Annotated in this window: 21 protein-coding genes; 9 read left to right on the forward strand and 12 right to left on the reverse strand. The window is 65.8% G+C overall.

The genetic code is table 11. From position 1 onward, the window contains the following. Positions 1-11: 11 nt before the first annotated feature. From ACTIFP_RS09060 to ACTIFP_RS09070, 3 genes are read right to left on the reverse strand one after another with little or no spacing between them, the layout of a single operon-like run. Complete coding sequence (locus tag ACTIFP_RS09060) at positions 12-953, reverse strand: MlaD family protein (protein WP_439568387.1); 942 nt, start codon at positions 951-953, stop codon at positions 12-14. Further along, positions 953-1819: an ABC transporter ATP-binding protein gene (locus ACTIFP_RS09065; protein ID WP_439568388.1), complete on the reverse strand. Its 867-nt coding sequence runs from the start codon at positions 1817-1819 to the stop codon at positions 953-955. The genes ACTIFP_RS09060 and ACTIFP_RS09065 overlap by 1 nt, the downstream gene beginning before the upstream one ends. Next, positions 1819-2925: an ABC transporter permease gene (locus tag ACTIFP_RS09070; RefSeq protein WP_439568389.1), complete on the reverse strand. Its 1107-nt coding sequence runs from the start codon at positions 2923-2925 to the stop codon at positions 1819-1821. The genes ACTIFP_RS09065 and ACTIFP_RS09070 overlap by 1 nt, the downstream gene beginning before the upstream one ends. Before the next feature lie 150 nt (positions 2926-3075). Here ACTIFP_RS09070 and ACTIFP_RS09075 point away from each other — a divergent pair, with 150 nt between their 5' ends. Further along, positions 3076-3747 (forward strand): HAD family hydrolase, encoded by a 672-nt coding sequence (locus ACTIFP_RS09075; RefSeq protein WP_439568390.1) that lies wholly within the window; start codon positions 3076-3078, stop codon positions 3745-3747. A 152-nt stretch (positions 3748-3899) separates the two neighbouring features. Here ACTIFP_RS09075 and ACTIFP_RS09080 read toward each other — a convergent pair whose 3' ends face one another. The 6 genes from ACTIFP_RS09080 to lgt are packed head-to-tail and all read right to left on the reverse strand — an operon-like array spanning position 3900 to position 9912. After that, the gene (locus ACTIFP_RS09080) at positions 3900-5225 is read right to left on the reverse strand and encodes a cystathionine gamma-synthase family protein (RefSeq protein WP_439568391.1); all 1326 of its coding nucleotides are present in this window, start codon (positions 5223-5225) and stop codon (positions 3900-3902) included. 59 nt (positions 5226-5284) lie between these two features. After that, entirely contained in the window at positions 5285-6691 is a 1407-nt protein-coding gene (locus ACTIFP_RS09085) for an SLC13 family permease (RefSeq protein ID WP_439568392.1), read from the reverse strand. Positions 6692-6700: 9 nt separating this feature from the next. Next, the gene (pgeF, locus tag ACTIFP_RS09090) at positions 6701-7468 is read right to left on the reverse strand and encodes a peptidoglycan editing factor PgeF (protein ID WP_439568393.1); all 768 of its coding nucleotides are present in this window, start codon (positions 7466-7468) and stop codon (positions 6701-6703) included. Beyond that, a complete protein-coding gene (locus ACTIFP_RS09095; RefSeq protein WP_439568394.1) occupies positions 7465-7983 on the reverse strand; it encodes a GNAT family N-acetyltransferase in 519 nt (172 codons plus the stop codon). Before ACTIFP_RS09095 ends, pgeF begins: the two co-directional genes overlap by 4 nt. Continuing rightward, the gene (locus ACTIFP_RS09100; protein ID WP_439568395.1) at positions 7980-9044 is read right to left on the reverse strand and encodes a class I SAM-dependent methyltransferase; all 1065 of its coding nucleotides are present in this window, start codon (positions 9042-9044) and stop codon (positions 7980-7982) included. The genes ACTIFP_RS09095 and ACTIFP_RS09100 overlap by 4 nt, the downstream gene beginning before the upstream one ends. Then, positions 9037-9912: a prolipoprotein diacylglyceryl transferase gene (gene lgt / locus ACTIFP_RS09105; RefSeq protein ID WP_439568396.1), complete on the reverse strand. Its 876-nt coding sequence runs from the start codon at positions 9910-9912 to the stop codon at positions 9037-9039. The genes ACTIFP_RS09100 and lgt overlap by 8 nt, the downstream gene beginning before the upstream one ends. A gap of 77 nt (positions 9913-9989) precedes the next feature. Here lgt and ACTIFP_RS09110 point away from each other — a divergent pair, with 77 nt between their 5' ends. The 3 genes from ACTIFP_RS09110 to ACTIFP_RS09120 are packed head-to-tail and all read left to right on the forward strand — an operon-like array spanning position 9990 to position 13357. Next, positions 9990-11702 (forward strand): class I adenylate-forming enzyme family protein, encoded by a 1713-nt coding sequence (locus ACTIFP_RS09110; RefSeq protein WP_439568397.1) that lies wholly within the window; start codon positions 9990-9992, stop codon positions 11700-11702. A 30-nt stretch (positions 11703-11732) separates the two neighbouring features. Next, on the forward strand, positions 11733-12590 hold the full coding sequence (locus tag ACTIFP_RS09115) for a cytochrome b/b6 domain-containing protein (protein ID WP_439568398.1): 858 nt from the start codon (positions 11733-11735) through the stop codon (positions 12588-12590). Beyond that, a complete protein-coding gene (locus ACTIFP_RS09120) occupies positions 12587-13357 on the forward strand; it encodes a molybdopterin-dependent oxidoreductase (RefSeq protein ID WP_439568399.1) in 771 nt (256 codons plus the stop codon). Before ACTIFP_RS09115 ends, ACTIFP_RS09120 begins: the two co-directional genes overlap by 4 nt. A gap of 194 nt (positions 13358-13551) precedes the next feature. Here ACTIFP_RS09120 and ACTIFP_RS09125 read toward each other — a convergent pair whose 3' ends face one another. Next, a complete protein-coding gene (locus tag ACTIFP_RS09125) occupies positions 13552-13989 on the reverse strand; it encodes a DUF1801 domain-containing protein (RefSeq protein WP_439568400.1) in 438 nt (145 codons plus the stop codon). 47 nt (positions 13990-14036) lie between these two features. Next, positions 14037-14996 (reverse strand): helix-turn-helix transcriptional regulator, encoded by a 960-nt coding sequence (locus tag ACTIFP_RS09130; protein WP_439568401.1) that lies wholly within the window; start codon positions 14994-14996, stop codon positions 14037-14039. Between the two features lie 224 nt (positions 14997-15220). On the opposite strand from ACTIFP_RS09130, the gene ACTIFP_RS09135 reads away from it, so the two are divergent. Continuing rightward, positions 15221-15721, forward strand: coding sequence for a hypothetical protein (locus tag ACTIFP_RS09135; RefSeq protein WP_439568402.1), 501 nt, complete (start codon positions 15221-15223; stop codon positions 15719-15721). Positions 15722-15784: 63 nt separating this feature from the next. On the opposite strand, the gene ACTIFP_RS09140 is transcribed toward ACTIFP_RS09135, so the two are convergent. After that, the gene (locus ACTIFP_RS09140) at positions 15785-17854 is read right to left on the reverse strand and encodes a S46 family peptidase (RefSeq protein WP_439568403.1); all 2070 of its coding nucleotides are present in this window, start codon (positions 17852-17854) and stop codon (positions 15785-15787) included. Between the two features lie 164 nt (positions 17855-18018). On the opposite strand from ACTIFP_RS09140, the gene ACTIFP_RS09145 reads away from it, so the two are divergent. The 4 genes from ACTIFP_RS09145 to ACTIFP_RS09160 all read left to right on the forward strand — a co-directional run bounded on the left by ACTIFP_RS09145 (position 18019) and on the right by ACTIFP_RS09160 (position 21724). Further along, positions 18019-19236 (forward strand): argininosuccinate synthase, encoded by a 1218-nt coding sequence (locus tag ACTIFP_RS09145; protein ID WP_439568404.1) that lies wholly within the window; start codon positions 18019-18021, stop codon positions 19234-19236. Positions 19237-19461: 225 nt separating this feature from the next. After that, positions 19462-19647 carry a hypothetical protein gene (locus ACTIFP_RS09150; RefSeq protein WP_439568405.1) on the forward strand — a complete coding sequence of 62 codons (186 nt, stop codon included), beginning with the start codon at positions 19462-19464 and terminating at the stop codon, positions 19645-19647. Between the two features lie 104 nt (positions 19648-19751). Then, on the forward strand, positions 19752-20762 hold the full coding sequence (locus ACTIFP_RS09155) for a threonine aldolase family protein (protein ID WP_439568406.1): 1011 nt from the start codon (positions 19752-19754) through the stop codon (positions 20760-20762). Further along, positions 20759-21724: a DMT family transporter gene (locus ACTIFP_RS09160; RefSeq protein WP_439568407.1), complete on the forward strand. Its 966-nt coding sequence runs from the start codon at positions 20759-20761 to the stop codon at positions 21722-21724. Before ACTIFP_RS09155 ends, ACTIFP_RS09160 begins: the two co-directional genes overlap by 4 nt. Position 21725 lies beyond the last annotated feature (1 nt).

Consider the following 21725-nt stretch of genomic DNA (forward strand, 5'->3'; position numbering starts at 1 on the left):
GGGCTTGGTCCTCATTGCTTGTAATCGGGCAGCTTGCTGCCGCCCAGAACGGCGCCGGCGCCCTGTTGGTCGAGCTTGTCGGTCAGGCTGGACAGCGACGCCGAGGTACGGCGCAGGTCGCGGATCAGCGCATTGGCTTCGGGGATCGTCGTTTCGCTGAAGGTCTTGAGGCCGGGGCGGGCGTCGGCGATCGCGCCTTCGAGCGTCGCCATCGATTCGCTCGCCGAGCGCAGCGTCTTGCGCAGATCCTGCATCGCCGGGTCGACGTTACGGTCGATCGTCCCCTGCGCCGATGCCGCGAGGTTGCCGATCTGTTCGGCGGCGACCCCGGTCTGCTGGATGGCAATCCGCGTGTCGGCGAGCGCCTTTTCGATTGCGGGGCCGTTGCGGGCGAGGATCGCGGTGCTGGCTTCGACATTGTCGAGGATGGCGGCAAAGCTCGCCTGGTTCTTGTCATCGGCAAGTTCGGCGAGCCGTTCGGTCAGCGTCGAGAGCCGCTGGAGCAGTTGCGGCGCGGTGTTGAGCAATTCGCCGAGGCCGCCGACGCGCGTCGGGATAACGGGTTTGCCCGCCGGTCCCTTGTCGGCGATCGGCGGCGCATCCTTGACCGCGCCATCGAGCGAAATCTGCGACACGCCGGTGAAGCCGACACCTTCCAGCGCCGCGGTCGTGCCTTGCAGCACCGGGACGCCCTCGTTGACCTCGATACGCACGCGGACGAACTGCGGATCGTCGGGCCACAGCGCGATTTCGCGCACCTGCCCCGACGGCACCCCCGAAAACTGCACCGCCGCGCCCTTGTTCAGGCCGTCGACCGACTGTTTGAAAAAAATGTCATATTCGCGCTTCTCGCCGCCGCTGTCGTTGGCCAGCCAGACGACGAAAAAGGCGAGCGCCGCAGTAAAGAGCAGGACGAAGGCGCCGACGAGGACGTTGTTCGAGCGAGTTTCCATCAGCTTTTCCTATCCTGCCGCTCGGTGGCGATATTGCATCCTGCCGCCGCCCGGCCGCGGGGTCCGTTGAAATAATCCTGTATCCACGGATGCTCGGTGGCAAGCAGTTCGGGGATGGTACCGACCGCGATCACCTTCTTTTCGGCGAGCACCGCGACGCGGTCGCACGTCGCATACAGCGAATCGAGATCGTGGGTGATCAGGAAGACGGTCAGCCCCATCGTATCGGCCAGCTCGCGAATCAACTCGTCGAACTTGGCGGCGCCGATCGGGTCGAGCCCCGCGGTCGGTTCGTCGAGGAACAGCAGCGCCGGATCGAGCGCGAGGCTGCGCGCGAGCCCCGCGCGCTTGACCATCCCCCCCGACAGCTCGGCGGGGTATTTCGGCCCGGCATCGGGGGGCAGGCCGACCATCGCCACCTTGTACGCCGCAATTTCGTCGAGCAATTTCTGGTCGGTGCGCGGATAATATTCGCGCAGCGGCACCTGGATATTTTCGGCGACGCTCAGCGTCGAGAACAAGGCTCCACCCTGGAACATCACGCCCCAGCGGCGGCGCAGGTCGCGCGATTCCTCTTCGTTGGCAATGGTGTCGAGCGTCTTGCCATAGACCTCGATCTCGCCCGCTGCCGGGGTTTGCAGCCCGATGATCGACCGCATCAGCACCGACTTGCCGGTGCCCGACCCGCCGACGACCCCCACGATCTCGCCCGACCGGACATCGAGGTCGAGCCCGTCGTGGATCACCGCGTCGCCGAACTGGTTGACCAGGCTGCGGATGCGGATCGCATAGTCGAATTCGTCGGGGCGCACCGCGTCGGCGGCGGCAAGCTCTTCGGCGACCTGTTCTTCGATTGCGTCGTTCATCAATTCCATCCGATCGACGAAAAGAAGACCGCGAACATCGCATCGAGGACGATGACGAGGAAGATCGCGGCGACGACGGCAGAGGTGGTGCGCTGGCCGACTTCCTCGGCGTTCTGGCGCACCTGCATGCCTTCGTAGCAGCCGGTGACCCCGATCAGGATCCCGAACACCGGCGCCTTGATCAGCATCGCCCAGAAATCGGTCATCGGGATGATGTCGCGCAGCAGCTGGATATAGGTGAGCGGTGCAATGTCGAGCCCGATCCAGCAGAACACCCCGCCGCCGATGATCGAGCAGATGCTGGCGTAAAAACCGAGCAGCGGCATCAATATTGTCGCCGCGGCGACGCGCGGCAGCACGATCGCCTCCATCGGCGACACGCCGATCGTGCGCATCGCGTCGATTTCTTCGGTCAGCTTCATCGTACCGATCTGCGCCGCAAAGGCCGATCCCGACCGCCCGGCGACCATGATCGCGGTCATCAACAGGCCAAGCTCGCGGATCGACGCGCGGCCGACCAGGTTGATCGTGAACACCTCCAGCCCGAACTGGCGCAGCTGCACCGCGCCCTGCTGCGCGACGACGATGCCGATCAGAAAGGTCATCAGCCCGATGATCGGCAGCGCATCGACGCCGACCGTCTGGAACCGGGTGACGATCGCGTGCCAGCGCAGCCGTCGCCGCGCGCGTAGCTGAGTGCCGAGCGCCAGAATCATCGCACCGAAAAAGCCGATGATGCCCATCAGCTCGTTCCACACCGCAATGCTGGCAACGCCGACCTGTTCGAGCATGCGGATCAGCGGCGGGCGGCGGTCACGATGGACGCGATATTCGCTCTTGTCGCTGGCCAGCGCGTCGAGCAGCCGCTGCGCTTCGGGGCTGGCGCCGATGACCTTGGCGCCATGGTCGTTGACGGTGCGGGTAACGATCCAGGCGCCGACAGTGTCGATCCTCTCGAGCGCCGACAGGTCGAGCGTGGCGATCGGGCCGAGCGCGTCGAGCCGCGCGGGCAGGTCGCCCAGCCGCGCCAGCGTCAGCCGACCGGTAAAGCGGATGTCGGTGCCATTCGCACCTTCGCTCTGTTCGAAATCCGCCCGGGCCACCATCGTGCGGAGGACATTGTATTATTTGCCCCACCACGGCAAGCGAATCCCGCCCCCCTTGGCCGCTGCGCGGCGGCGTTCTATGACGACGCGATGGAAACCCCGCCGATCGCTCCCGCCCTTGAATATGCGCACCGCGTGGCCATGTACGACATGGACCGAACGATAACGCGCTCAGGGACTTATAGCGGTTTCCTGATGCACGTTGCACGGCGGCGGCAGCAATGGCGGCTGCTGCTGTTGCCGCTCGTCGGACTGGCAAGCGCTGCTTATGCGTTGCGCCTGATCGACCGTTCGCGGCTGAAGGCGATCAACCTGCGGCTGCTGGTGGGTGAACGCTTTGCGCGCGCCGAAATCGCGCCGCTCGCCGAAAGCTATGCCGACAAGGTGGTGGCGCGCGGGCTGCATCCCGCGGCACTCGAACAGATCGCCGCCGACCGCGAAGCCGGCTATCGGCTGCTGCTCGCGACGGCGTCGTTCCACCTCTATGTCGATGCGATCGCGCGGCGGCTGGGCATGGACGATGTGCTGGCGACCCGGCTCGACGAACCTGATGGCGCCGACCATATCCATGCGCGATTGTCGGGGGACAATTGTTATGGCGATGCCAAATTTGCGCGGATCGACGGCTGGATGGCGGCGAACGCGATCACCCGTGATGCCGCGCATATCCGGGCCTATTCGGACCATGTGTCTGATCACCCGATGCTGCGTTTCGCCGATGAAGCGGTCGCGACGACCCCGTCGCGCGGGCTGAAGCGGCTGGCGCCGACGATGGGGTGGACGGTCGTTGATTGGCGGGCAGCGAAGCGGCACACCAAATAGCCCTCCCCCTTGATGGGGGAGGGTTGGGTGGGGGTGATGGCGCAGCCTTGCACCGTCGCTTCAGGCCGAGAGCGCACCCCCTCCGCTGCGAGTAGGAAGCAAGCTTCCAAGTCTCGCTGCCTCCCCCATCAAGGGGGAGGGTTTTGTGGTTTTCAAACCGCGTCGAGTGCCTGCGCGAAATCGGCGATCAGGTCGTCGGCGTCTTCGATGCCGATCGAAATGCGAACGAGGTTGTCGGTGATCCCCAGCGCCGCCTTGCGGGCGTCGGGGACCGACAGGTGCGTCATCGCCGCGGGGTGGCTGGCCAGCGTTTCGGTGCCGCCCAGGCTGACCGCGAGTTTGGCGATCTTCAGCGCGTCGAGGAAGCGGAAGCTTTCCGCTTCGCCGCCTTTGATGAAGAGCGAGAAGGTCGAACCAGCGCCGGTGCAGTGGCGCTCGAAGATGTGCTTCTGCGATCCTTCGGGCAGGAAGCCGAGATAGCCGAGGCCCTCGACCTTGGGATGATCGCGGAGGAAGGCGCAGACTTTCTCGGCGTTCTCGCCGGCGCGACTCATGCGCAATTCGATCGTCTCGAGGCTGCGTAGCAGCATCCACGCGGTGTTGGGGTCGCAGATCGTGCCGATGGTGTTGCGCATCATGCGTATCGGACCGAGCCAGTGCTTCGAGCCGACGACGCCGCCCGCGACGAGGTCGCTATGCCCGCCGGCATATTTGGTCAGGCTGTAGAGGGTGATGTCGGCGCCATGCGCGAGCGGCTTCGACCAGAGCGGGCCGAGGAAAGTGTTGTCGATCGCGATCGGCGGCCGCGCGCCTTCGGCAAAGGCGGCGTCGGTCGCGGCGCGCATCGCCTGGACGTCGACCAGCGCATTGGTCGGGTTGGCGGGGCTTTCGAGATAGACCATCGCGACCTTGCCGCCCTGATCGGCGGCCATCTGCTTGGCGCGGACAAGGATCGCGTCCATTTCTTCGCGCGACGCTTCGGCGGGGAAATCGACGTAGGTCGCGCCGAAACGCGACAGGATGCGCGCGATCAGCGTTTCGGTCGCGGCGTAGAGCGGCCCCGAATGGACGATGACGTCGTTCATGCTGACATGCGCTAGGAGCAGGGTGGCAATCGCCGACATGCCCGACGAGAACACCAGCGCATCCTCGGCCTTTTCCCAGACGCCCAGTCGGGCTTCGAGGATTTCCTGGTTCGGGCCGTTGAAGCGCGAATAGACGAGGCCGTCGGCGCCGCCGGGGCGTTTGCCGGTGATCCCCTCGAAATGATGCTTGCCCGCTGCAGCGCTTTCGAAGGCGAAGGTCGAGGTGAGGAAGACCGGTGGCTTCAGCGAGCCTTCGGAGAGCATCGGGTCGAAGCCATAGCCCATCATCAGCGTCGAGGGCTGCAGCTCGCGGTCGCCGATCCGGGTGACGTCCTTCTTGGGCGCGCGGCGCGGCGTGGTGCCGGTGAGGTCGCTGTTGTCGATGGGGGGCATAGGGGTTTCCTTGGGGCCAGATTAGTTTCTATTGCAACTAGCGCCCTTTGGTCCGCGCGTCACCCCAGCATCGCAACACCCCAGATGACCCCGATCAGCAGGGGCACCCCGATGACGTCGAGCGCCAGCCCGGCCTTCAGCATCCGCGGCAGCGCGATATGCCCGGTTGCCCAGGCGAGCGCGTTGGGCCCGGTGCCCGACGGCAGCATGAAGCCCCAGCTCGCCGCCATCGCGACGGGCAGCGCCAGCAGGATCGGGTCGACCCCGGTCGCGGCGATCAGCGCCGCCAGCACCGGCATGATGCCGCTGGCGGTCGCGACATTGCTGGCGAATTCGGTGATCAATATGGTGAGTGCGACGATGATCGCGGCGAGCGCGATCGTCGGGATGCTGCCGAGCGGCGCGAGGACGGCACCTAGCCAAGCGGCCAGTCCGCTCGCCGTGATCGCCGCGGCCAGCGCGAGGCCACCGCCGAACATCATGATGACGCCCCACGGCGCGCGGTCGGCCTCTTTCCAGACCAGCAGCGGCCGGCCGGTGCCGTCGGGCAGGATGAACAGCAGCAGGCTGCCCGCCACCGCGATGGTGCCGTCGGTCAGCGCGCCCTTGGGCAGGAACGGTTCGAGCCAGGGCTGCGCGATCCAGGCGACCAGGACGATCAGGAAAATCGGCACGACGCGGCGTTCGGCGGTCGACCAGATCGCTTGTTTGCCAAGCGCGGAGGCCGCAGCGATCCCGTCAAAGGGATGCGATGCAAGACGCTGAACCCGCGTGAGAATAAGCATTGCGACGGGGGTGCCAAGCAAGACGACGGGGACGCCATAGATCGCCCAGTCGAGGAATGAAATCCGTAGGCCGAGCGCCTTCTCGATCAGCCCCGCGGCGATCGCATTGGTCGGGCTACCGACCAGCGTGCCGAGCCCGCCGATCGATGCCGCAAAGGCGATCCCCATCATTACCGCGCCGGCAAAACCCTCGGTCTCGCCCTCGCGCACGCCGCCGGCGCGGACCACGGCGAGCGCGATCGGGATCATGATCAGCGCGGTCGAGGTGTTCGAAATGAACATGCTGAGCAGCGCGGTCGCCGCCATGAAGGCGAACAGCAGCCCGGTGGCGGTCGGCGCGGCGCGCTTGAGCAAGGCGAGCGCAAGACGACGGTGCAGCCCGACGCGCTCGATCGCCAGCGCCAGAAAGGCGCCGCCAAGGATCAGGAACAGGATCGGCGAATAATATTCTTTGGCAATCGCATTGGCATCCATCACCCCGAAGGCCGGGACGAGCAGGAAGGGCAGCAGCGCCGTGACGGTCAGCGGCAGCGCCTCGGTCATCCACCAGATCGCCATCAGCACCGTCATCGCCGCGACGTGCCAGGCAGTCGTTTCCATCCCCGCAGGGGCGGGCAGCGCGAGCATGACGATGAAGGTCAGCAGGCCGCCGATCAGCCCGAACCATCGCGTGCGTGTCATCCGTCCCCCTTATTCGACCTTCAGGCCGATCACCGACAATTGGCGGCCATAGCTGTTTTCTTCTTTATGGCACGCGCGGCGATAGCTGAAATAATCCTCCGCCTCGGCATAGGTGTCCTGCCCGCCGATGGCAATTCGGGTCACCCCCGCGGCGGCAAGGCGCGCGGCGACATAGGCGGCGATGTCGAACATCGCATGACCGGGCTTGCCCGCGGCGAAGAAGCGTTCGTTGGTGGGATCGTCGGCGGTGAAACGCTGCACGAACGCTGCATCGACCTCATAGGAAGCGCGCGCGATGCAAGGACCGATGGCTGCGGCAATGTTCGCACGGCGCGCGCCAAGGCTTTCCATCGCGGCGAGTGTGGCGTCGGTGACCCCGGCGAGCGCGCCTTTCCACCCGGCGTGGGCTGCGCCGACGACCCCCGCGTCGCGGTCCGCAAACAGCACCGGGACGCAGTCGGCGGTCAGGATGCCGAGCAGGACGCCGGGGGTGCGCGTCGCGAGCGCGTCGGCCTCGGGCCGCGCGGCGAGGTCGGCGGCGCCATCGACGATGCGGCAGCGGTTGCCATGGACCTGATACACGCCGGTGAGCGCGCCGCCGGGGAGCACCGCATCGGCGACGCGGCGCCGGTTCTCGGCGATCAGCGCCGGGTCGTCGCCCGACCCGAGCCCGCAGTTGAGCGACGCGAGGCCGCCAGTGGACACCCCGCCGCGGCGGCCGAAGAAGCCGTGGGCGATGTCGCCCAGCGGTTCTGCGGTGACGAACGGCGCGGTCACAGATCGAGCCTGAAAAAACGGTCTTCGTCGACATGATTGCCGACGCGAAATTCGTTGCGGCCGACGTCGTAAAAACCATGGCGGCGATAAAAGGCCTTCGCTCGGTCATTCTCGGTGAACACGGTGAGGTAGAGGATCGACGCGCGCTCGCGCGCCCAGGCGATGCCCCATTCCATCAGCGCCACCGCGACCCCGGTCCCTTTTGCGGCGTCGGCGACGTAGAGCTGGTGCAACTCGACGGCATCGCCGGTCGGTTGCCCGGCGGGAAGGTCGAAATCGACCGGCCCCATCTTGATATAGCCGAGGATGGCGGCCGCCTCGTCGCGGACCAGCGCGATGGCGTAGCCGGGATCGGCGAGCTGCGCGCGAACGCGTACGGGCGGGTTCCAGTCGGCAAGGAAGGTCGCAAGGTCGGCCGGATCGTAGATATGGCCGAAGGTGTGGGTGAAGGATCCGTTGGCAAAGGCGGCGATCGCCTCGGCGTCACCGGGCGTTGCCAATTGTATCGCGGTCATGCGGCGCCTCCTGTGAAGCCGGTGGGGTGGGGCCAGCCCGGTGCGGTGATGGCCATCATTTTGAACAATTCGCCCATCTCACGCGGCTCGACGAGGCGATCGCGCTGGCCCTGCAATTCGGCGGCGCGGGCCGGTGCGGCGGCGGCCAGCGATTGCAGCCGCGCATCGATGCCCAGCCGTTGCAGCCAATCGCCCTGCGTCGCAACAGCAGTGACCGCCGCCCCGGCGGGCCGCGCGGCGTCCGCGAGCGCGGTGAAATCGACGTGGGTGGTGAGGTCGACCTCGCCCGGATCGGCGAAGGGGTCGGCAAAGCGGTGCGCCTTCACCGCCTGCAGCGTGTCGCCGACCGCCGGGCCGCGATAGCCATAGTCGATCACCAGCATCGCGCCGCCTTGCCGTGCGAGGCGAAAGGCGCAGGCGCGCATGATCGCCGCCGATACGGGCGCGGTTTCGACGATGCTGCCCTCGGCGGCATCGCTCAGCGCGGCGGGGACGATGTCATCGGCGGGCACGCCCCCCGGCACGGCCATCAGACGATCGCCTTGTCGTTCGACCATATGCTCGCGCCACCCGTCTGCGGTGCGGATATATTGGTGGATGGGCAGGGCGTCGAAAAACTCGTTGGCGACGATGATCAGCGGCGCGTCGTCGGGCAGGGCGTCGATGGTGTCATGGTGGAGCGCGGCGGGGACGCGCGCCAGCTGCGCCGCGCGGAGGGTCGGGCTGGTTTCGACGAAATGGGCCGTCTGCGGCACGCAGCCGAAGCGCGCCATGGTGCGCAGCGCATCGGCGGCGAGGGTGCCGCGTCCGGGGCCAAGCTCGACATAGCGGAACGCCGGATGGCCCGCACGTGTCCACAGGTCGGCGATCCAAATGCCCACCATCTCACCGAACATCTGGCTGATTTCGGGCGCGGTGGTGAAATCGCCCGCGGCGCCCAGCGGGTCGCGCGTCGCATAATAATGGCTGTTCGCCGCCGCCATGAAATCGGCGACCGTGGTCGCCCGCGCGGCGGCGATGGCGGCGATCAGCGCAGCAGGCGTCGGTGGTCCGTCACGCAATGCTGTCGGGTCCGGCGACCGGCTCGACCCGCTGGCGGCGTCCTTTCGCGGTCGCCACCAGCCAGAAGCCGATCAGCAGCATCGGTACAGTCAGCGTCTGCCCCATCGTCAGGCCCCACGACAGGGTGCCCAGCTGGACGTCAGGTTCGCGCACAAATTCGACGGCGAAACGGCTGAGGCCATAGATGATCGCCGCCATCCCGAACAGGAACCCCGGCTTGTAGCGCGCGTCGGTGCGCCAGAAGAACCAGGTCAGGATCGCCATCATCAGCAGTCCTTCGAGCCCCGCTTCGTAAAGCTGGCTCGGGTGGCGCGCCTCCATGCTGCCGCTGTCGGGAAAGATGATCGCCCACGGCACGTTGGTGGTGCGGCCCCACAGTTCGCCGTTCACGAAATTGGCGAGACGGCCAAAGAAGAGGCCGAACGGAATGACGCACGCGACATAGTCGCAAAAGCGCAGGAAGCTGAGCTTTTCCTTACGCGTCACATACCAGATCGCGATCAGCACCCCGATGACGCCGCCGTGGAGCGACATACCGCCGTCCCACAAGCGGAAGACGCCCAGCGGTTCGTCGATATACTCACCAAGGTTATAGAACAGCACATAGCCGAGCCGCCCGCCGATGATGATGCCAAGCATCGCATAGAAGATCATATCGTCGGCGTGGCGCCGCGCCATCGGCGCGCCGGGCTGGGTGATCAGCTTGAGCAGATACCAGTAGCCGACGAAAATCCCGGCGAGGTAGGCGAGCGCGTACCATCGGATCGGCAGGCCAAAAATGCTGAACGCAACCTCGCTGTTTTCTCCCATCAGGTCATGGAAGTTCACATATTGCGTTGCTTCGGCTAAGGTTGCAAAAAGAAACATATAGTCGCGCGGTCCTTCCCCAGGAGAGGCCTCCCCATAAGGGGTTAGGCGAGCGAGACCAAGAGGAGAGATACAAGATGCCATCAGCGCTCGATTTGCGCCTGGACGCCGCCTATAATCTGATCACCGGTCCGGGCGGACCGATCCAGGTCGGGTCGGTCGAACGCTTCGGCCAGCAACTGCCCTTCATCACCAACGCGCCGACCAACCTGGCGGATTATGTTGCGTTTTTTGCGGCGCAGCATGGCGACGCGACCTTTCTGGTCGAAGGCGACGAACGGCTGTCGTTCAAGCAGGTCTATGTCGCGGCGCGGCAGGTCGCGGCGGGGCTGATCGACGGCCATGGCGTGCAGCGCGGCGACCGCGTCGGGCTGGCGATGCGCAACGCCAATGCCTGGTGCGTCGCCTATATCGGCATATTGCTCGCGGGCGGCTGTGCGACCTTGCTCAACGGCTGGTGGCAGGGCGGCGAACTGGCCGCAGGCATCGAGGATGCCGAGGCAAAGCTGGTGATCGCCGACGTGCAGCGCGCGGCGCGGCTTGCCGAGCCCGGCGTGCAGCATGGCGCCAAGGTGGTCGTGCTCGACATCACCCAGCCGATCGATCAGGCGATCGCGCCGCTGACCGGCGCGGGCGGCAATGCCGCGACCACGCTGCCGGTGCTGACCGGACAGGATCTGGCGACGATCCTGTTCACCTCGGGCTCGACCGGCCAGTCGAAGGGCGCCTATTCGCGCCACGAGGCGATCTGCCAGGCGATCTTCAACTATGTCACCCAGACCGCGAGCATCGTCCATCTGCTGACCGAAGACGGGCTGATGTCGGACATCCAGCCCGCGACCTTGATCTGCACCCCGCTGTTCCACGTCACCGCCGAAGTGCCGGTGTTCCTGCAAAGTTTCGCGCTCGGCCGCAAACTGGTGCTGATGCCGAAATGGAACGCCGATGAGGCGATGCGGCTGATCCAAGATGAGCAGTGCAATTATTTCGTCGGCGTGCCGCTGATGAGTTACGAGATATTGGTCAGCCCGAACCGCAAGAATTACGACCTGTCGACGTGCAAAAGCTACGCCGGCGGCGGCGCGCCGCGGCCGCCCGAACATGTGCGGCGCCTGGCGTCCGAAATGGGGGAGGCGAAGCCGCTGCTCGGCTATGGCCTGACCGAAACCAACGCGGTCGGGTGCGGCATCATCAACGAAAATTATGTCGCCAAGCCGCTGTCGACGGGCCCGGCGTCAAAGCCGCTGGTCGACATGGCGATCCTCGACGACAATGGCGGGGAATTGCCGCAAGGCGCCATCGGCGAAGTGTGTATCCGGTCTGTCGCCAATTTTTCGGGCTATTGGAACAATGAGGCGGCGACCAAGGCGGCGTTTTTCGACAATGGCTATTTCCGCTCGGGCGACCTCGGCTATGTCGATGAGGACGGCTATTTGTTCATCGTCGATCGCAAAAAGGACATCGTCATCCGCGGCGGCGAAAATATCAGCTGCCAGGAAGTCGAGGCCGCGATCTACGAACATCCTGAAGTCAATGAATGCGCGGTGTTCGGCCTGCCCGACGAGCGGCTGGGCGAGGTTGTCGGGGCGGTCATCTGGGTGAAGCCCGGCAGCAGCGTCGACGACGGCGCGATGTGCTCGTTCCTCAGCCAGCGGCTCGCACCATATAAGGTGCCGTGCAAGATCTGGATGGCGAGCGACGCATTGCCGAAACTGGGCAGCGAAAAGATCGACAAGGTCAGTTTGCGCAATCACTATCGCGCCGAATATGCGGCGGAGGCGGTCGCGTAACTTTTCGCGGTGAAGGAGCGAACCGGGATCATGGCCGAGGCTGAAACTCCCGTCGCTCCGTCGGCGCCCGCGCCGCTGCCGCCGGGGCGCGTCTATCGCCACCGGCTGCCGACGCGCCTCTGGCACTGGCTCAACGCCGTCACCCTGCTCGTCCTGCTGATGAGCGGGCTGATGATCTTCAACGCGCATCCGCGGCTCTATTGGGGCGAATATGGCGCCAATTTCGACCGGGCGTGGCTGGTGATCGGATCGACCGCCGACAGCGGCTATCTGCGCATCGGCGACTGGCGGGTCGAGACGACCGGGGTGCTCGGCCGCTGGACCGATGCCGCGGGTGAGGAGAAGACCTGGGCCTTTCCCGGTTGGGCGACGATCCCGACCAGCTACAGCCTCGCCGATGGGCGGCGCTGGCATCTGTTCTTTGCCTGGGTGATGGCGATCGCGCTGACGCTTTACATGCTGTGGACGGCGGTCGGCGGCCACCTTCGAAAGGATTTGCACGTGCGCCGCGGCGAATGGTCGCCGCGCCATATCTGGCACGATGTGAAGGACCATGCGCGGCTGCGCTTTCCGAAAGGCGAGGCGGCGGCGCGGTACGGCATCCTGCAAAAGCTCAGCTACATTGGCGTAATCTTCCTCCTGCTGCCGCTGATGATCGCGACCGGGCTCACCATGTCGCCGGGGCTGAACGCGAGCGCGCCGTGGCTGCTCGACCTGTTCGGCGGGCGCCAGTCGGCGCGGTCGATCCACTTCATCGCGGCGTGGGCGCTTGTCGCGTTTTTTGTCGTCCATATCGTCATGGTGCTATTGGCGGGGCCGCTGAACGAGGTCCGGTCGATGGTGACCGGCTGGTTCCGCTTGCCGCCGGAACGAGGCGAGGGCTTATGAGCGAATTCATCCTGCCGCGGCGGCAATTGATCGCCCGCGCCGGGGGACTGGCGGCGACGCTGCCGCTGCTGTCGGGCTGCGATGCGATCAACGACGCGCCTGCGGTGCGCAAGATATTGTCGATGGGCGAGGAGATGAACCGCGCCAGCCAGCGCGCGCTGATCGACCGCAACGCCCTGGCGCGCGAGTTCAGCCGCGCCGACCTGTCGCCCTATTTCAGGCCCAACGGGACGCGGCTGCCCGCCGGCGCCGCCTATGCCGCGCACGCGGCGAGCGGCTTTGCCGACTGGCGGGTGGCGGTCACCGGGCTGGTGGCGCGGCCGCTGTCGCTGTCGATGGCTGACATCCGCGCGATGCCGCAGCGCACCCAGATCACCCGCCACGACTGCGTCGAGGGCTGGAGTGCCATCGGCCAATGGACGGGGGTGCAACTCGGCCGCATCCTGGCGGCGGCCGGCGTCCGCGACAGCGCGCGCTATATCGTGTTTCGCTGCGCCGACCGGCTCGGCGACGCGCTCTATTATGAAAGCTGCGACATGGTCGACGCACGGCATCCGCAGACGATCCTCGCCTGGGCGCTCAACGATGCGGTGCTGCCGATCGCCAATGGCGCGCCGCTGCGGCTGCGGATCGAGCGCCAGCTTGGCTATAAGCACGCCAAATATGTGAACGCGATCGAGGCGGTCGCCAGCCTCGACGCCATCGGCGCGGGCAAGGGCGGCTATTGGGAAGACCGCATCGATTACGAATGGTATGCGGGGATTTGAACCGCGCCGTCACGAGCCAGGACGGCAAAGTTCAGTAAAGTTCAGCCCAATGGCGAGCCCGCTCGGCGCGCTGCACCGGACGCTGCGGTGGGCGCGACGTGGCTCGTCCGTCAGCTTATTCCATGGTCAAAAAATGTAGGAAAGCGATATTTTCGCCCGCAATGACGAGGCTTATGGCCGAGCAATCAAGCCCATCACGTCGGATAGCGCTCGTTCATGACGTCCCAGCTCAGCACAACCAGCTTTTCGAGCACGTCCAAATCGACATCGGCGAGCTTGTTGACGTAAAGGCATGATTTCCCGACCTTATATTTACCAAGCTGCGCGAACAGCAAGTCTGCCTCGGGCTGGCGGTCGCAGTAATGGCCCATCAGATACAGCGTCAGCGCGGCCTTGCGCGGGCTGAATCCGGCGCGGCACATCGTCCCCGAATGGCCGCTGTCATAGGTATAGTCATAACTGCCGTACCCGATGATCGACGGCCCCCACATCTTCGGTTCGAGCCCGGTCACGCGGCGGTGCATCGCGTCGATGACCGCGGCTTCCTCGCGTCGCCGCGCCTCGGGCACCGCGGCGATGAAGTCGGCAACTTCGACTTCGGTGGCTTTGGTCTTGATTTCGGTCTTGCCCATGATGTGCCTCCCGCCGTCAGATTAGCGGCTTGGCGCGCAGAATCCAGTCACCGGTGGCGCGCCGCGATCTGTGCCGCCAACGCCGCGATGCGGCGGCGGAAGCTGGCGGGGGCGACGACCTCGACCTCGGCGCCCAGCGCCAGCATGTCGCGCGCGCCATGGTCGCTGTCCTCGACCATCATCGCGATCGCGCGCCAGCCGTCGGCGGCCGGCACCCCGGCCGCGGCGACGGCTTCGGCGCCGCGCGGCGATTGCGCCGCCAGCCGCTTGCACCCGTCGGGCGAGGCGCGAACGGTGGCGCGCGTCGCGAACAATTCGCCCTCGAACCGCGCCTGTTCGGCCTGCCACCAGCGCGCGAGATGAAAGTCGGCGGGGCGGTCGAAGGATGTTGTGCCGATCGCGAGCGGGTCGATGTTGGCGATGCGAAAGATGCGGGCCTTGTCGCCGCCGCGCGCGACCAGATACCAGATGCCGGCTTTCAGGACGAGGCCGAGCGGATCGACCGTCCAGTCGCGCACCCCCTGCCAGCTGTCGTAGCGCATCGACAGCGCGTGCTGGTCGAGCACCGCGCGCGCGATCGCGGGCAGGTGGGGCAGGGCTTCGCCGCCGCGATACCAGTCGACGGCGTCGAGGTGGAAGCGCGTCGCCATGCGGTCGGCGAGCGCGCCGCCGTCGCCCGGCAGCGCCGCGATCAGCTTGTGGTGCGCGGCGCTGGTCGCCGCCCCGATGCCGAGTTCGCTCGCCGGGCCGGGCAGGCCGATCATCGCCATCGCCTCGGCCTCGTGTGCCGACAGGCCGGTGAGCTGGGTGCGGTAGCCGCCCAGCAACTGGAACCCGCCGCCGGGGCCGCGGTCGCCGTACACCGGGACGCCCGCTGCCGAAAGCGCGTCGATGTCGCGGTAGATGGTGCGTTCGGACACCTCGAACTCGGCGGCGAGACCCGCCGCGGTGAGCCGCCCGCGTAGCTGCAGCAGGATCAGGATCGACAGGAGGCGGCTCGCGCGCATTATTCGCTGTAGCAGAAAATAACTGACAGAAAATGTCAGGATAACGGGCGTACCTATGGTCCTGAAGGAAATGCCCGATGTCCGATTTTACCGTCGCCCCCGCGAAGGCGGGGGCCGCTCTCGGTCTTTGCAGCGCCGAAGGCTCGCCACTGCAGGCGGCCCCCGCCTACGCGGGGGCGACGGTTGACCGGCGAACCCTGATCACTTTCGCAACAGGAGCTTTTATGTCCAGCCTGATCCCCGCCGCCGTTTCCGCCGCGATCAACCCGGCGCCTGTCGGCAAGCCCGGCGACTTCGATTTCCTGACCGGCGAATGGCGCATCCACAACAGATTTCGCGAAGGCGAAACCTGGATCGAATTTCCGGGCGAAGCGACCGTCATCGCCATCCTGAACGGCATCGCCAGCGTCGAGGAACTGCGCATCCCGGCGCGCGGTTTTTCAGGGATGGGGCTGCGCCTGCTCGACGTCGAAAAGAAGATCTGGTCCGACCATTGGGTCAACGCCAAATCGGGCGTCGTCGCGGTGCCGGGGCAGATTGGTGTGTTCGAGGACGGCGTCGGCACCTTCCTGTCGGAAGGTGAAGGCGCGAGCGGGCCGGAGCTTTATCGCGGCGTGTGGGACCGGATCACGCCGACCAGCTGCCGCTGGTATCAGGGGACGTCGCGCGACGGCGGCAAAAGCTGGGACGACAGCTGGTTCATGGATTGGACGCGCGTCGGCTGAGGATGCCGACCGGCGGGGCGGGGTCGGTTGTACCGACCCCGCCGCGCCGCGTCGACCGTGCGATCAGCGCTTCGCGCGCTTGCCCGCGAGTTCGGCGACCAGCGCCGGGGCGGGCCAGATTTTCTCCAGCCCCTCCTGGATTGCCGCCGTCGATACCACGACGGTGCGGTTCAGCGTTCCGTCGTAGCCGAAGTTGCCGCCGAGCGAGTGGATGTTGCCGTCGAACGCCGTCCCGATCACGCTGCCGTCACGCGCGATCACCGGCGATCCCGAATTGCCGCCGATGATGTCGTTGGTCGTGACGAAGTCATAGACGACATTCTTGTCGATCCGCGGTTCGGCTTTCACAAACCCTTCGGCGAGCTTGTAGGGGAGCTGGCCGGTCGCGCGATCGTAGGTGCCGCCCATCACGGTTGTCGCTGGCACCGGCTTGCCGCGCTCGTCCCAGCCCTTCACTTGACCGTAGGACAGGCGCAGCGTGAAGGTCGCATCGGGATAGAGCTTGTCGCCATAGGCGGCAAAGCGCGCCTTGGCGAGCCGCGCCTGCGCTGCGGTGACCGGCGCGTCATAATCGCGGTCATATGCCGTCTTGATCGCGCGGGCGCGCGGGTCGAGCTGGGCAAAGAAACGGATCATCGGGTCGTCCGACGCTGCGATTGCGGCGGCGCCGCCTTCCCACAATTGCTTGCGATAGGCGGGGTCGGCAAGCTTGGTGCCCGTCACCAGCCGCTTGCCGAGCGCTTCGGGGCTTTCCTTGCCCAACAGCGTTTTGATGTCACCATTGTCGGCGCCAAGATATTCGCGCGCCTTGCTGGCCCAGAATCCGACCCCCAGCTCTTCGAGCCAGGGATAGGTCGGGACCGGATCGGTCAGCCGCTTTTCGGTGAGCGGCAGCGCCGAATCGGTGAATCCGGGCAGGCGTTCATTGTTGGGCTTGCTGCGTTCGGCCGCCGCGCGGACGAGTGTCTGCGCATAGCCGGCGAGCGTCGAATAGCTGGTCGGGCCGCCCTGCAGGAACACGCTGTCGAGATAGGTGTTGCGGCGTTCGGCGATCGCCTTGTCGATTTCGGACCAGGGATCGCCGATTTCGGCATTGCCCTTAACGCGCGCGCGAAGATCGGCTTCCTCGGCGGCCAGTTTGGCGGTAAAGGCCGGATCGTTTAGCGCGCGCAGCTGCCCCGACAAGGCCTTGAAGCTGTTTTCATATCCGAACAGCTCGTCGCCGCCTTCGCGGGTCTTGGTGGCATCGCCTTCCATGCTCGCGATCAGGCGGCCGCGAAATTCGGACAGCAGGATCAGCGTCAGCGGCAGGCGTTCGGCGCGCTGGAATTCGCGCTGGGTTTCGGTCAGCAGGCGCTGGGTCGATCCGGGGTTGCCGACGACAAAGGTGATCTCGCCTTCCTGTGGCGCACGTGCGTTCCATTTGAGGTGGGTGGGCGTCGCCACGGGCTTGCCGTCCTCGTAAGCGCGCAGGAACGCTGCATCCATGGCGTAGCGCGGGAAGTTAAAATTATCGGGGTCGCCGCCGAAAAATGCTGCCTGGAACTCGGGCGCCCACGCGATGCGGACGTCGCTATATTTGCGATATTGATACAGCTTGTACTGGCCGCCGCCGAACAGCGTCACGACCTGGCAGCGCGTCTTGGCGCGATCGGTGCAGCCCGTCGCTTCGATTTCGGCGATGCGGGCGTCGCGCGCCTTGACCAATGCTTCGCCGGTCAGTGCCGCAATCGCGCCCTGGATGTCGCCGGTGACGTCGGTGATCGAGGTGACGACTTCAGCCTGCTGCCCCGGGCATTTGCGTTCGCGCGCGCGGTCGGCGGGATTGAAACCGCCCGCGACCAGATCGCTGTCGGCGGTCGACAGATTTTGCAGGCAGCCGATGACGCAATGATGATTGGTCAGGATCAGCCCCTCGCCCGACACGAACGAGGCCGAACAGCCGCCGGTCAGCCGCACCGCGGCGGCTTGGGTCCGTGCCAGCCATTGCGCGTCGGGCGCCCAGCCATAGGCCTTGCGGATCGCATCGGTCGGGACGCCGTCAAAGGTCCACATGCCCTCTTCGGCGGCGGCGGGGCTGGCAGCGCTAAAGGCGGCGAGAGCGGCGAAGGTCAGGGCAAGGGTCAGGCGCATAGGGATCCTCTTCGGCGTTATAAGGTATCATTTGTTACTAGCGGCGGCGGCGAGGGCGGCCAAGCGAATAAAGTGCGCCGAGCGGCAACATACATGCGCCGGTTGCGCGCTGCGCGGCGGGCTGCTAGCCGCGCCCGCGTCTGTCCTGTGCCAAAGGTGCCATCATGTCCGAGTCCTTCAAACGCGTCGTCCTCGCCTATTCGGGCGGCCTCGATACCAGCGTCATCCTGAAGTGGCTGCAGGTCACCTATGGCTGCGAAGTGGTGACCTTTACCGCGGATCTGGGGCAGGGCGAAGAGCTGGAGCCCGCGCGCGCCAAGGCCGAGCTGATGGGGATCAAGCCCGAACATATCTATATCGACGACCTGCGCGAGGAATTTGTCCGCGATTTCGTCTTTCCGATGATGCGCGCCAATGCGCGGTACGAGGGCGATTATCTGCTCGGCACCTCGATCGCGCGGCCGCTGATTTCGAAGCGGCTGGTCGAGATCGCGAAGGAAGTCGGCGCCGATGCGGTCGCGCATGGGGCGACGGGCAAGGGCAACGACCAGGTGCGCTTCGAACTCAGCGCCTATGCGCTGAACCCCGATATCAAGGTGATTGCGCCGTGGCGCGAATGGGATTTGACCAGCCGTACGGCGCTGATCGCCTGGGCCGAACAGCACCAGATTCCGGTGCCGAAGGACAAGCGCGGCGAAAGCCCGTTTTCGACCGATGCCAATTTGCTGCACACCTCGAGCGAGGGCAAGGTGCTCGAAAATCCGTGGGATGAAACCCCCGACTATGTCTATTCGCGCACGGTCAATCCCGAGGATGCGCCCGACACCCCCGAATATATCACCGTCGATTTCGAACGCGGCGATGGGGTGGCGCTGAACGGTCAGGCGATGTCGCCCGCCACGTTGCTCGCCGCGCTCAACGATCTGGGCCGCAAGCACGGCATTGGCCGCCTCGACTTGGTCGAGAACCGCTTCGTCGGCATGAAGTCGCGCGGCATGTACGAGACGCCGGGCGGCGAGATTTACGCCCGCGCGCATCGCGGCATCGAAAGCATCACCCTCGACCGCGGCGCCGCGCACCTGAAAGACGAACTGATGCCGAAATATGCCGAACTTATCTACAACGGCTTCTGGTTCGCGCCCGAGCGCGAGATGCTGCAGGCGGCCATCGACCATAGCCAGGAAAAGGTCAGCGGCACCGTCCGGCTCAAGCTCTACAAGGGCAACGCCAACGTCGTCGGGCGCAAGTCGCCGAACAGCCTGTACAGCGAGCGCCATGTGACGTTCGAGGATGACGCGGGCGCCTATGACCAGAAGGACGCGGCGGGGTTCATCAAACTGAACGCGCTGCGCCTCAAGCTGCTCGCCAAGCGCGACCGCTAAACCACCGAATCATCGTCGCGACCGCCTTCTGGCGTGCTGCCGGTGGGCGGCGCGATCGCTTCGTCGCGTTATCGCGGCACTACCGCGCCGGGATGGGAACCAGTCGCGCTGCTCCGCGTCATGATGTCATGGTCTTGCCACGCAATGATGCTAGGTGAGTGATAATAAGTCTGTGAGAATATAGAAGAAATCAGCGAGGGGTCGGCATAGCATGAGTGTGAAGCAATGCAGAATCAGGCCACCCTCGATCAGTCCGACTATGAATGGCAGCGCTGCCGCCTGGCGCTCCCGCGATTCGGCCTGCTTGTCGATCGCTACGGCGTTCGCTCGCGCCTGATGTGGCCGGGCGACTATCTCGTCCGCCGGTCGCGGACCTTCGGCCGCTGGATCTACCGCCGTCCTTCCTCCTGAGCCTCTTCGCCCCCGCCCGGCGACGCCTGGCGCGGCACTGATAATCAAACGCAACGGGAATGAAGGGTTAGCATGACGCCCGGACCTGCGCTAAGGCGCGATTCGTGACTGCGACCCGCTTTTTCTCCGACAATGCTGCAACGGTTCATCCGGCGGTGATGGAAGCCCTGGCGGCCGCCAATCATGTCGATACGGCCTATGACGGCGACGCGCTCAGCCAATCGCTCGACGCGACCTTTTCCGAACTGTTCGAAAGCGATTGCGAAGTCGTGTGGATTCCCACCGGCACCGCGGCGAACAGCATCATCCTCGCCCATTTCGTGCGGCCATGGCAGGGCATCCTCTGCTACGAAGAAGCGCATATCGAGGTCGACGAATGCGGCGCCCCGACCTTTTATTCGGGCGGCGCCACGCTGATGACCTTGCCCGGGCGCGGCGCCAAGATCGATGCCGAAGCGCTGAAGGCGCGGATCCGCAGCATCCGCAACGATGTGCATCAGGTCCAGCCCGCCGCGATCAGCATCACCAACGCGACCGAATACGGCCTGGCCTGGCGGGCGCAGGAAATCGGCGAGATCAGCGAGATCGCCAAGGGCAAGGGCATGAAGCTGCACATGGACGGTGCGCGCTTTGCCAACGCCGTCGCCTATCTGGACTGCGCGCCCGCCGACGTCACCTGGCGCGCCGGGGTCGATGCGCTGTCGTTCGGCTTCACCAAAAATGGCGCGATGATGGCCGAGGCGATCGTCTTTTTCGGCGGCAGCGGCGGGCCGGGGGTGCGCGAACTGAAGAAGCGCGGCGGGCACCTGCTCAGCAAGGGGCGCTTTGTCGCGGCACAGATCCGCGCGATGCTGACGAACGATCTGTGGCTGACCAACGCGCGCGCCGCCAACGCCGGGGCGGCGACGCTGGCGATGGCGTGCGGCGACCGGCTGATGCACCCGGTCGAGGCGAATGAGCTGTTCGTGCGCCTGACCGCCGCAGAGGCGGCGAAGCTGCGCAGCGCCGGGTTCGATTTCTACGACTGGGGCGACGGCGCCGCGCGGCTGGTCGTCAGCTGGGATCAGGATGCAAAGGCGGTCGCGCCGCTGGCGGCCGCGATCGCGGCGCTATGAGTGCGCAGCCCGGCCTGCTGACGCCGCGCGTCCTTTTTCCGTTCCTCCTCGTCACCCTGATCTGGGGATCGACGTGGATCGTCATCACCGGGCAGTTGGGCGTCGTGCCGCCAAGCTGGTCGGTCGCTTATCGTTTCTTTGTCGGGGCGGCGGCGATGTTTGCCTATGCGGCATGGCGCCGCGAGCGGTTGACGCTGTCGGGGGCGGGCTGGGGCTTTGCCGCGCTGCTGGGGCTGGCGCAGTTCGCGCTCAACTTCAACTTCGTCTATCGCGCCGAACAGCATATTACGTCCGGACTGGTGGCGGTGCTGTTTGCGTTGCTGATCGTCCCCAACACGCTGCTCGGCCGCGCTTTCCTTAAAACCCGGATCGAAGCGCGTTTTCTGCTCGGCGCCGGGATTGCGATCGTCGGGGTCGGCATGATGATCCTCCACGAATATCGCGTGGCGAATGTCGGCGCGGGTGAAGTGCTGATCGGTACGGCGCTGACGTTGTGCGGGGTGATGATCGCGTCGGTTTCCAATGTGATGCAGGGAACAAACATCGCGCGCGCGCAGTCGATGGTGGTGATGATCGCCTGGGCGATGTTGTTTGGCGCGCTGGGCGATGCGATATTCGCCTGGGTCACGACCGGGCCGCCGGTGATCGGGGCGACCGCGGCCTATCTGGGCGGCGTCTTCTACCTGGGGGTCATCGCGAGTGCGGTGACCTTCCCGCTCTATTTCAACATCATTCGCGCCGTCGGGCCGGGGCAGGCGGCCTGGTCGAGCGTGCTGATCCCGATCATCGCGATGGGGTTTTCGACCTTGTTCGAAGGCTATCGTTGGGCGCCGCTGTCGATCGGTGGCGGCGTGGTCGCGCTGATCGGGCTGGTGATTGCGGTGGCGAAACGCCCCGAACGCCCTTCGGTCAGCGGCAACAGCGTTTCGGTTCCGGTCCAGCGCGAGACGCGGTTGCCATAGG

The sequence above is a fragment of the Sphingopyxis sp. genome (assembly GCF_051861155.1).
Lineage (GTDB): Bacteria > Pseudomonadota > Alphaproteobacteria > Sphingomonadales > Sphingomonadaceae > Sphingopyxis.

Excerpts from the sequence above, each read along its gene's own strand:
- ACTIFP_RS09140 (WP_439568403.1), bottom strand. The coding sequence starts at position 17,854 with ATGCGCCTGACCCTTGCCCTGACCTTCGCCGCTCTCGCCGCCTTTAGC.
- ACTIFP_RS09080 (WP_439568391.1), bottom strand. The coding sequence starts at position 5,225 with ATGCCCCCCATCGACAACAGCGACCTCACCGGCACCACGCCGCGCCGC.
- ACTIFP_RS09130 (WP_439568401.1), bottom strand. The coding sequence starts at position 14,996 with ATGCGCGCGAGCCGCCTCCTGTCGATCCTGATCCTGCTGCAGCTACGC.
- ACTIFP_RS09115 (WP_439568398.1), top strand. The coding sequence starts at position 11,733 with ATGGCCGAGGCTGAAACTCCCGTCGCTCCGTCGGCGCCCGCGCCGCTG.
- ACTIFP_RS09095 (WP_439568394.1), bottom strand. The coding sequence starts at position 7,983 with ATGACCGCGATACAATTGGCAACGCCCGGTGACGCCGAGGCGATCGCC.
- ACTIFP_RS09110 (WP_439568397.1), top strand. The coding sequence starts at position 9,990 with ATGCCATCAGCGCTCGATTTGCGCCTGGACGCCGCCTATAATCTGATC.
- ACTIFP_RS09145 (WP_439568404.1), top strand. The coding sequence starts at position 18,019 with ATGTCCGAGTCCTTCAAACGCGTCGTCCTCGCCTATTCGGGCGGCCTC.
- ACTIFP_RS09150 (WP_439568405.1), top strand. The coding sequence starts at position 19,462 with ATGCAGAATCAGGCCACCCTCGATCAGTCCGACTATGAATGGCAGCGC.
- ACTIFP_RS09160 (WP_439568407.1), top strand. The coding sequence starts at position 20,759 with ATGAGTGCGCAGCCCGGCCTGCTGACGCCGCGCGTCCTTTTTCCGTTC.
- ACTIFP_RS09075 (WP_439568390.1), top strand. The coding sequence starts at position 3,076 with ATGGACCGAACGATAACGCGCTCAGGGACTTATAGCGGTTTCCTGATG.
- ACTIFP_RS09120 (WP_439568399.1), top strand. The coding sequence starts at position 12,587 with ATGAGCGAATTCATCCTGCCGCGGCGGCAATTGATCGCCCGCGCCGGG.
- ACTIFP_RS09125 (WP_439568400.1), bottom strand. The coding sequence starts at position 13,989 with ATGGGCAAGACCGAAATCAAGACCAAAGCCACCGAAGTCGAAGTTGCC.
- ACTIFP_RS09085 (WP_439568392.1), bottom strand. The coding sequence starts at position 6,691 with ATGACACGCACGCGATGGTTCGGGCTGATCGGCGGCCTGCTGACCTTC.
- lgt (WP_439568396.1), bottom strand. The coding sequence starts at position 9,912 with ATGTTTCTTTTTGCAACCTTAGCCGAAGCAACGCAATATGTGAACTTC.
- ACTIFP_RS09070 (WP_439568389.1), bottom strand. The coding sequence starts at position 2,925 with ATGGTGGCCCGGGCGGATTTCGAACAGAGCGAAGGTGCGAATGGCACC.
- ACTIFP_RS09060 (WP_439568387.1), bottom strand. The coding sequence starts at position 953 with ATGGAAACTCGCTCGAACAACGTCCTCGTCGGCGCCTTCGTCCTGCTC.
- ACTIFP_RS09135 (WP_439568402.1), top strand. The coding sequence starts at position 15,221 with ATGTCCAGCCTGATCCCCGCCGCCGTTTCCGCCGCGATCAACCCGGCG.
- ACTIFP_RS09065 (WP_439568388.1), bottom strand. The coding sequence starts at position 1,819 with ATGAACGACGCAATCGAAGAACAGGTCGCCGAAGAGCTTGCCGCCGCC.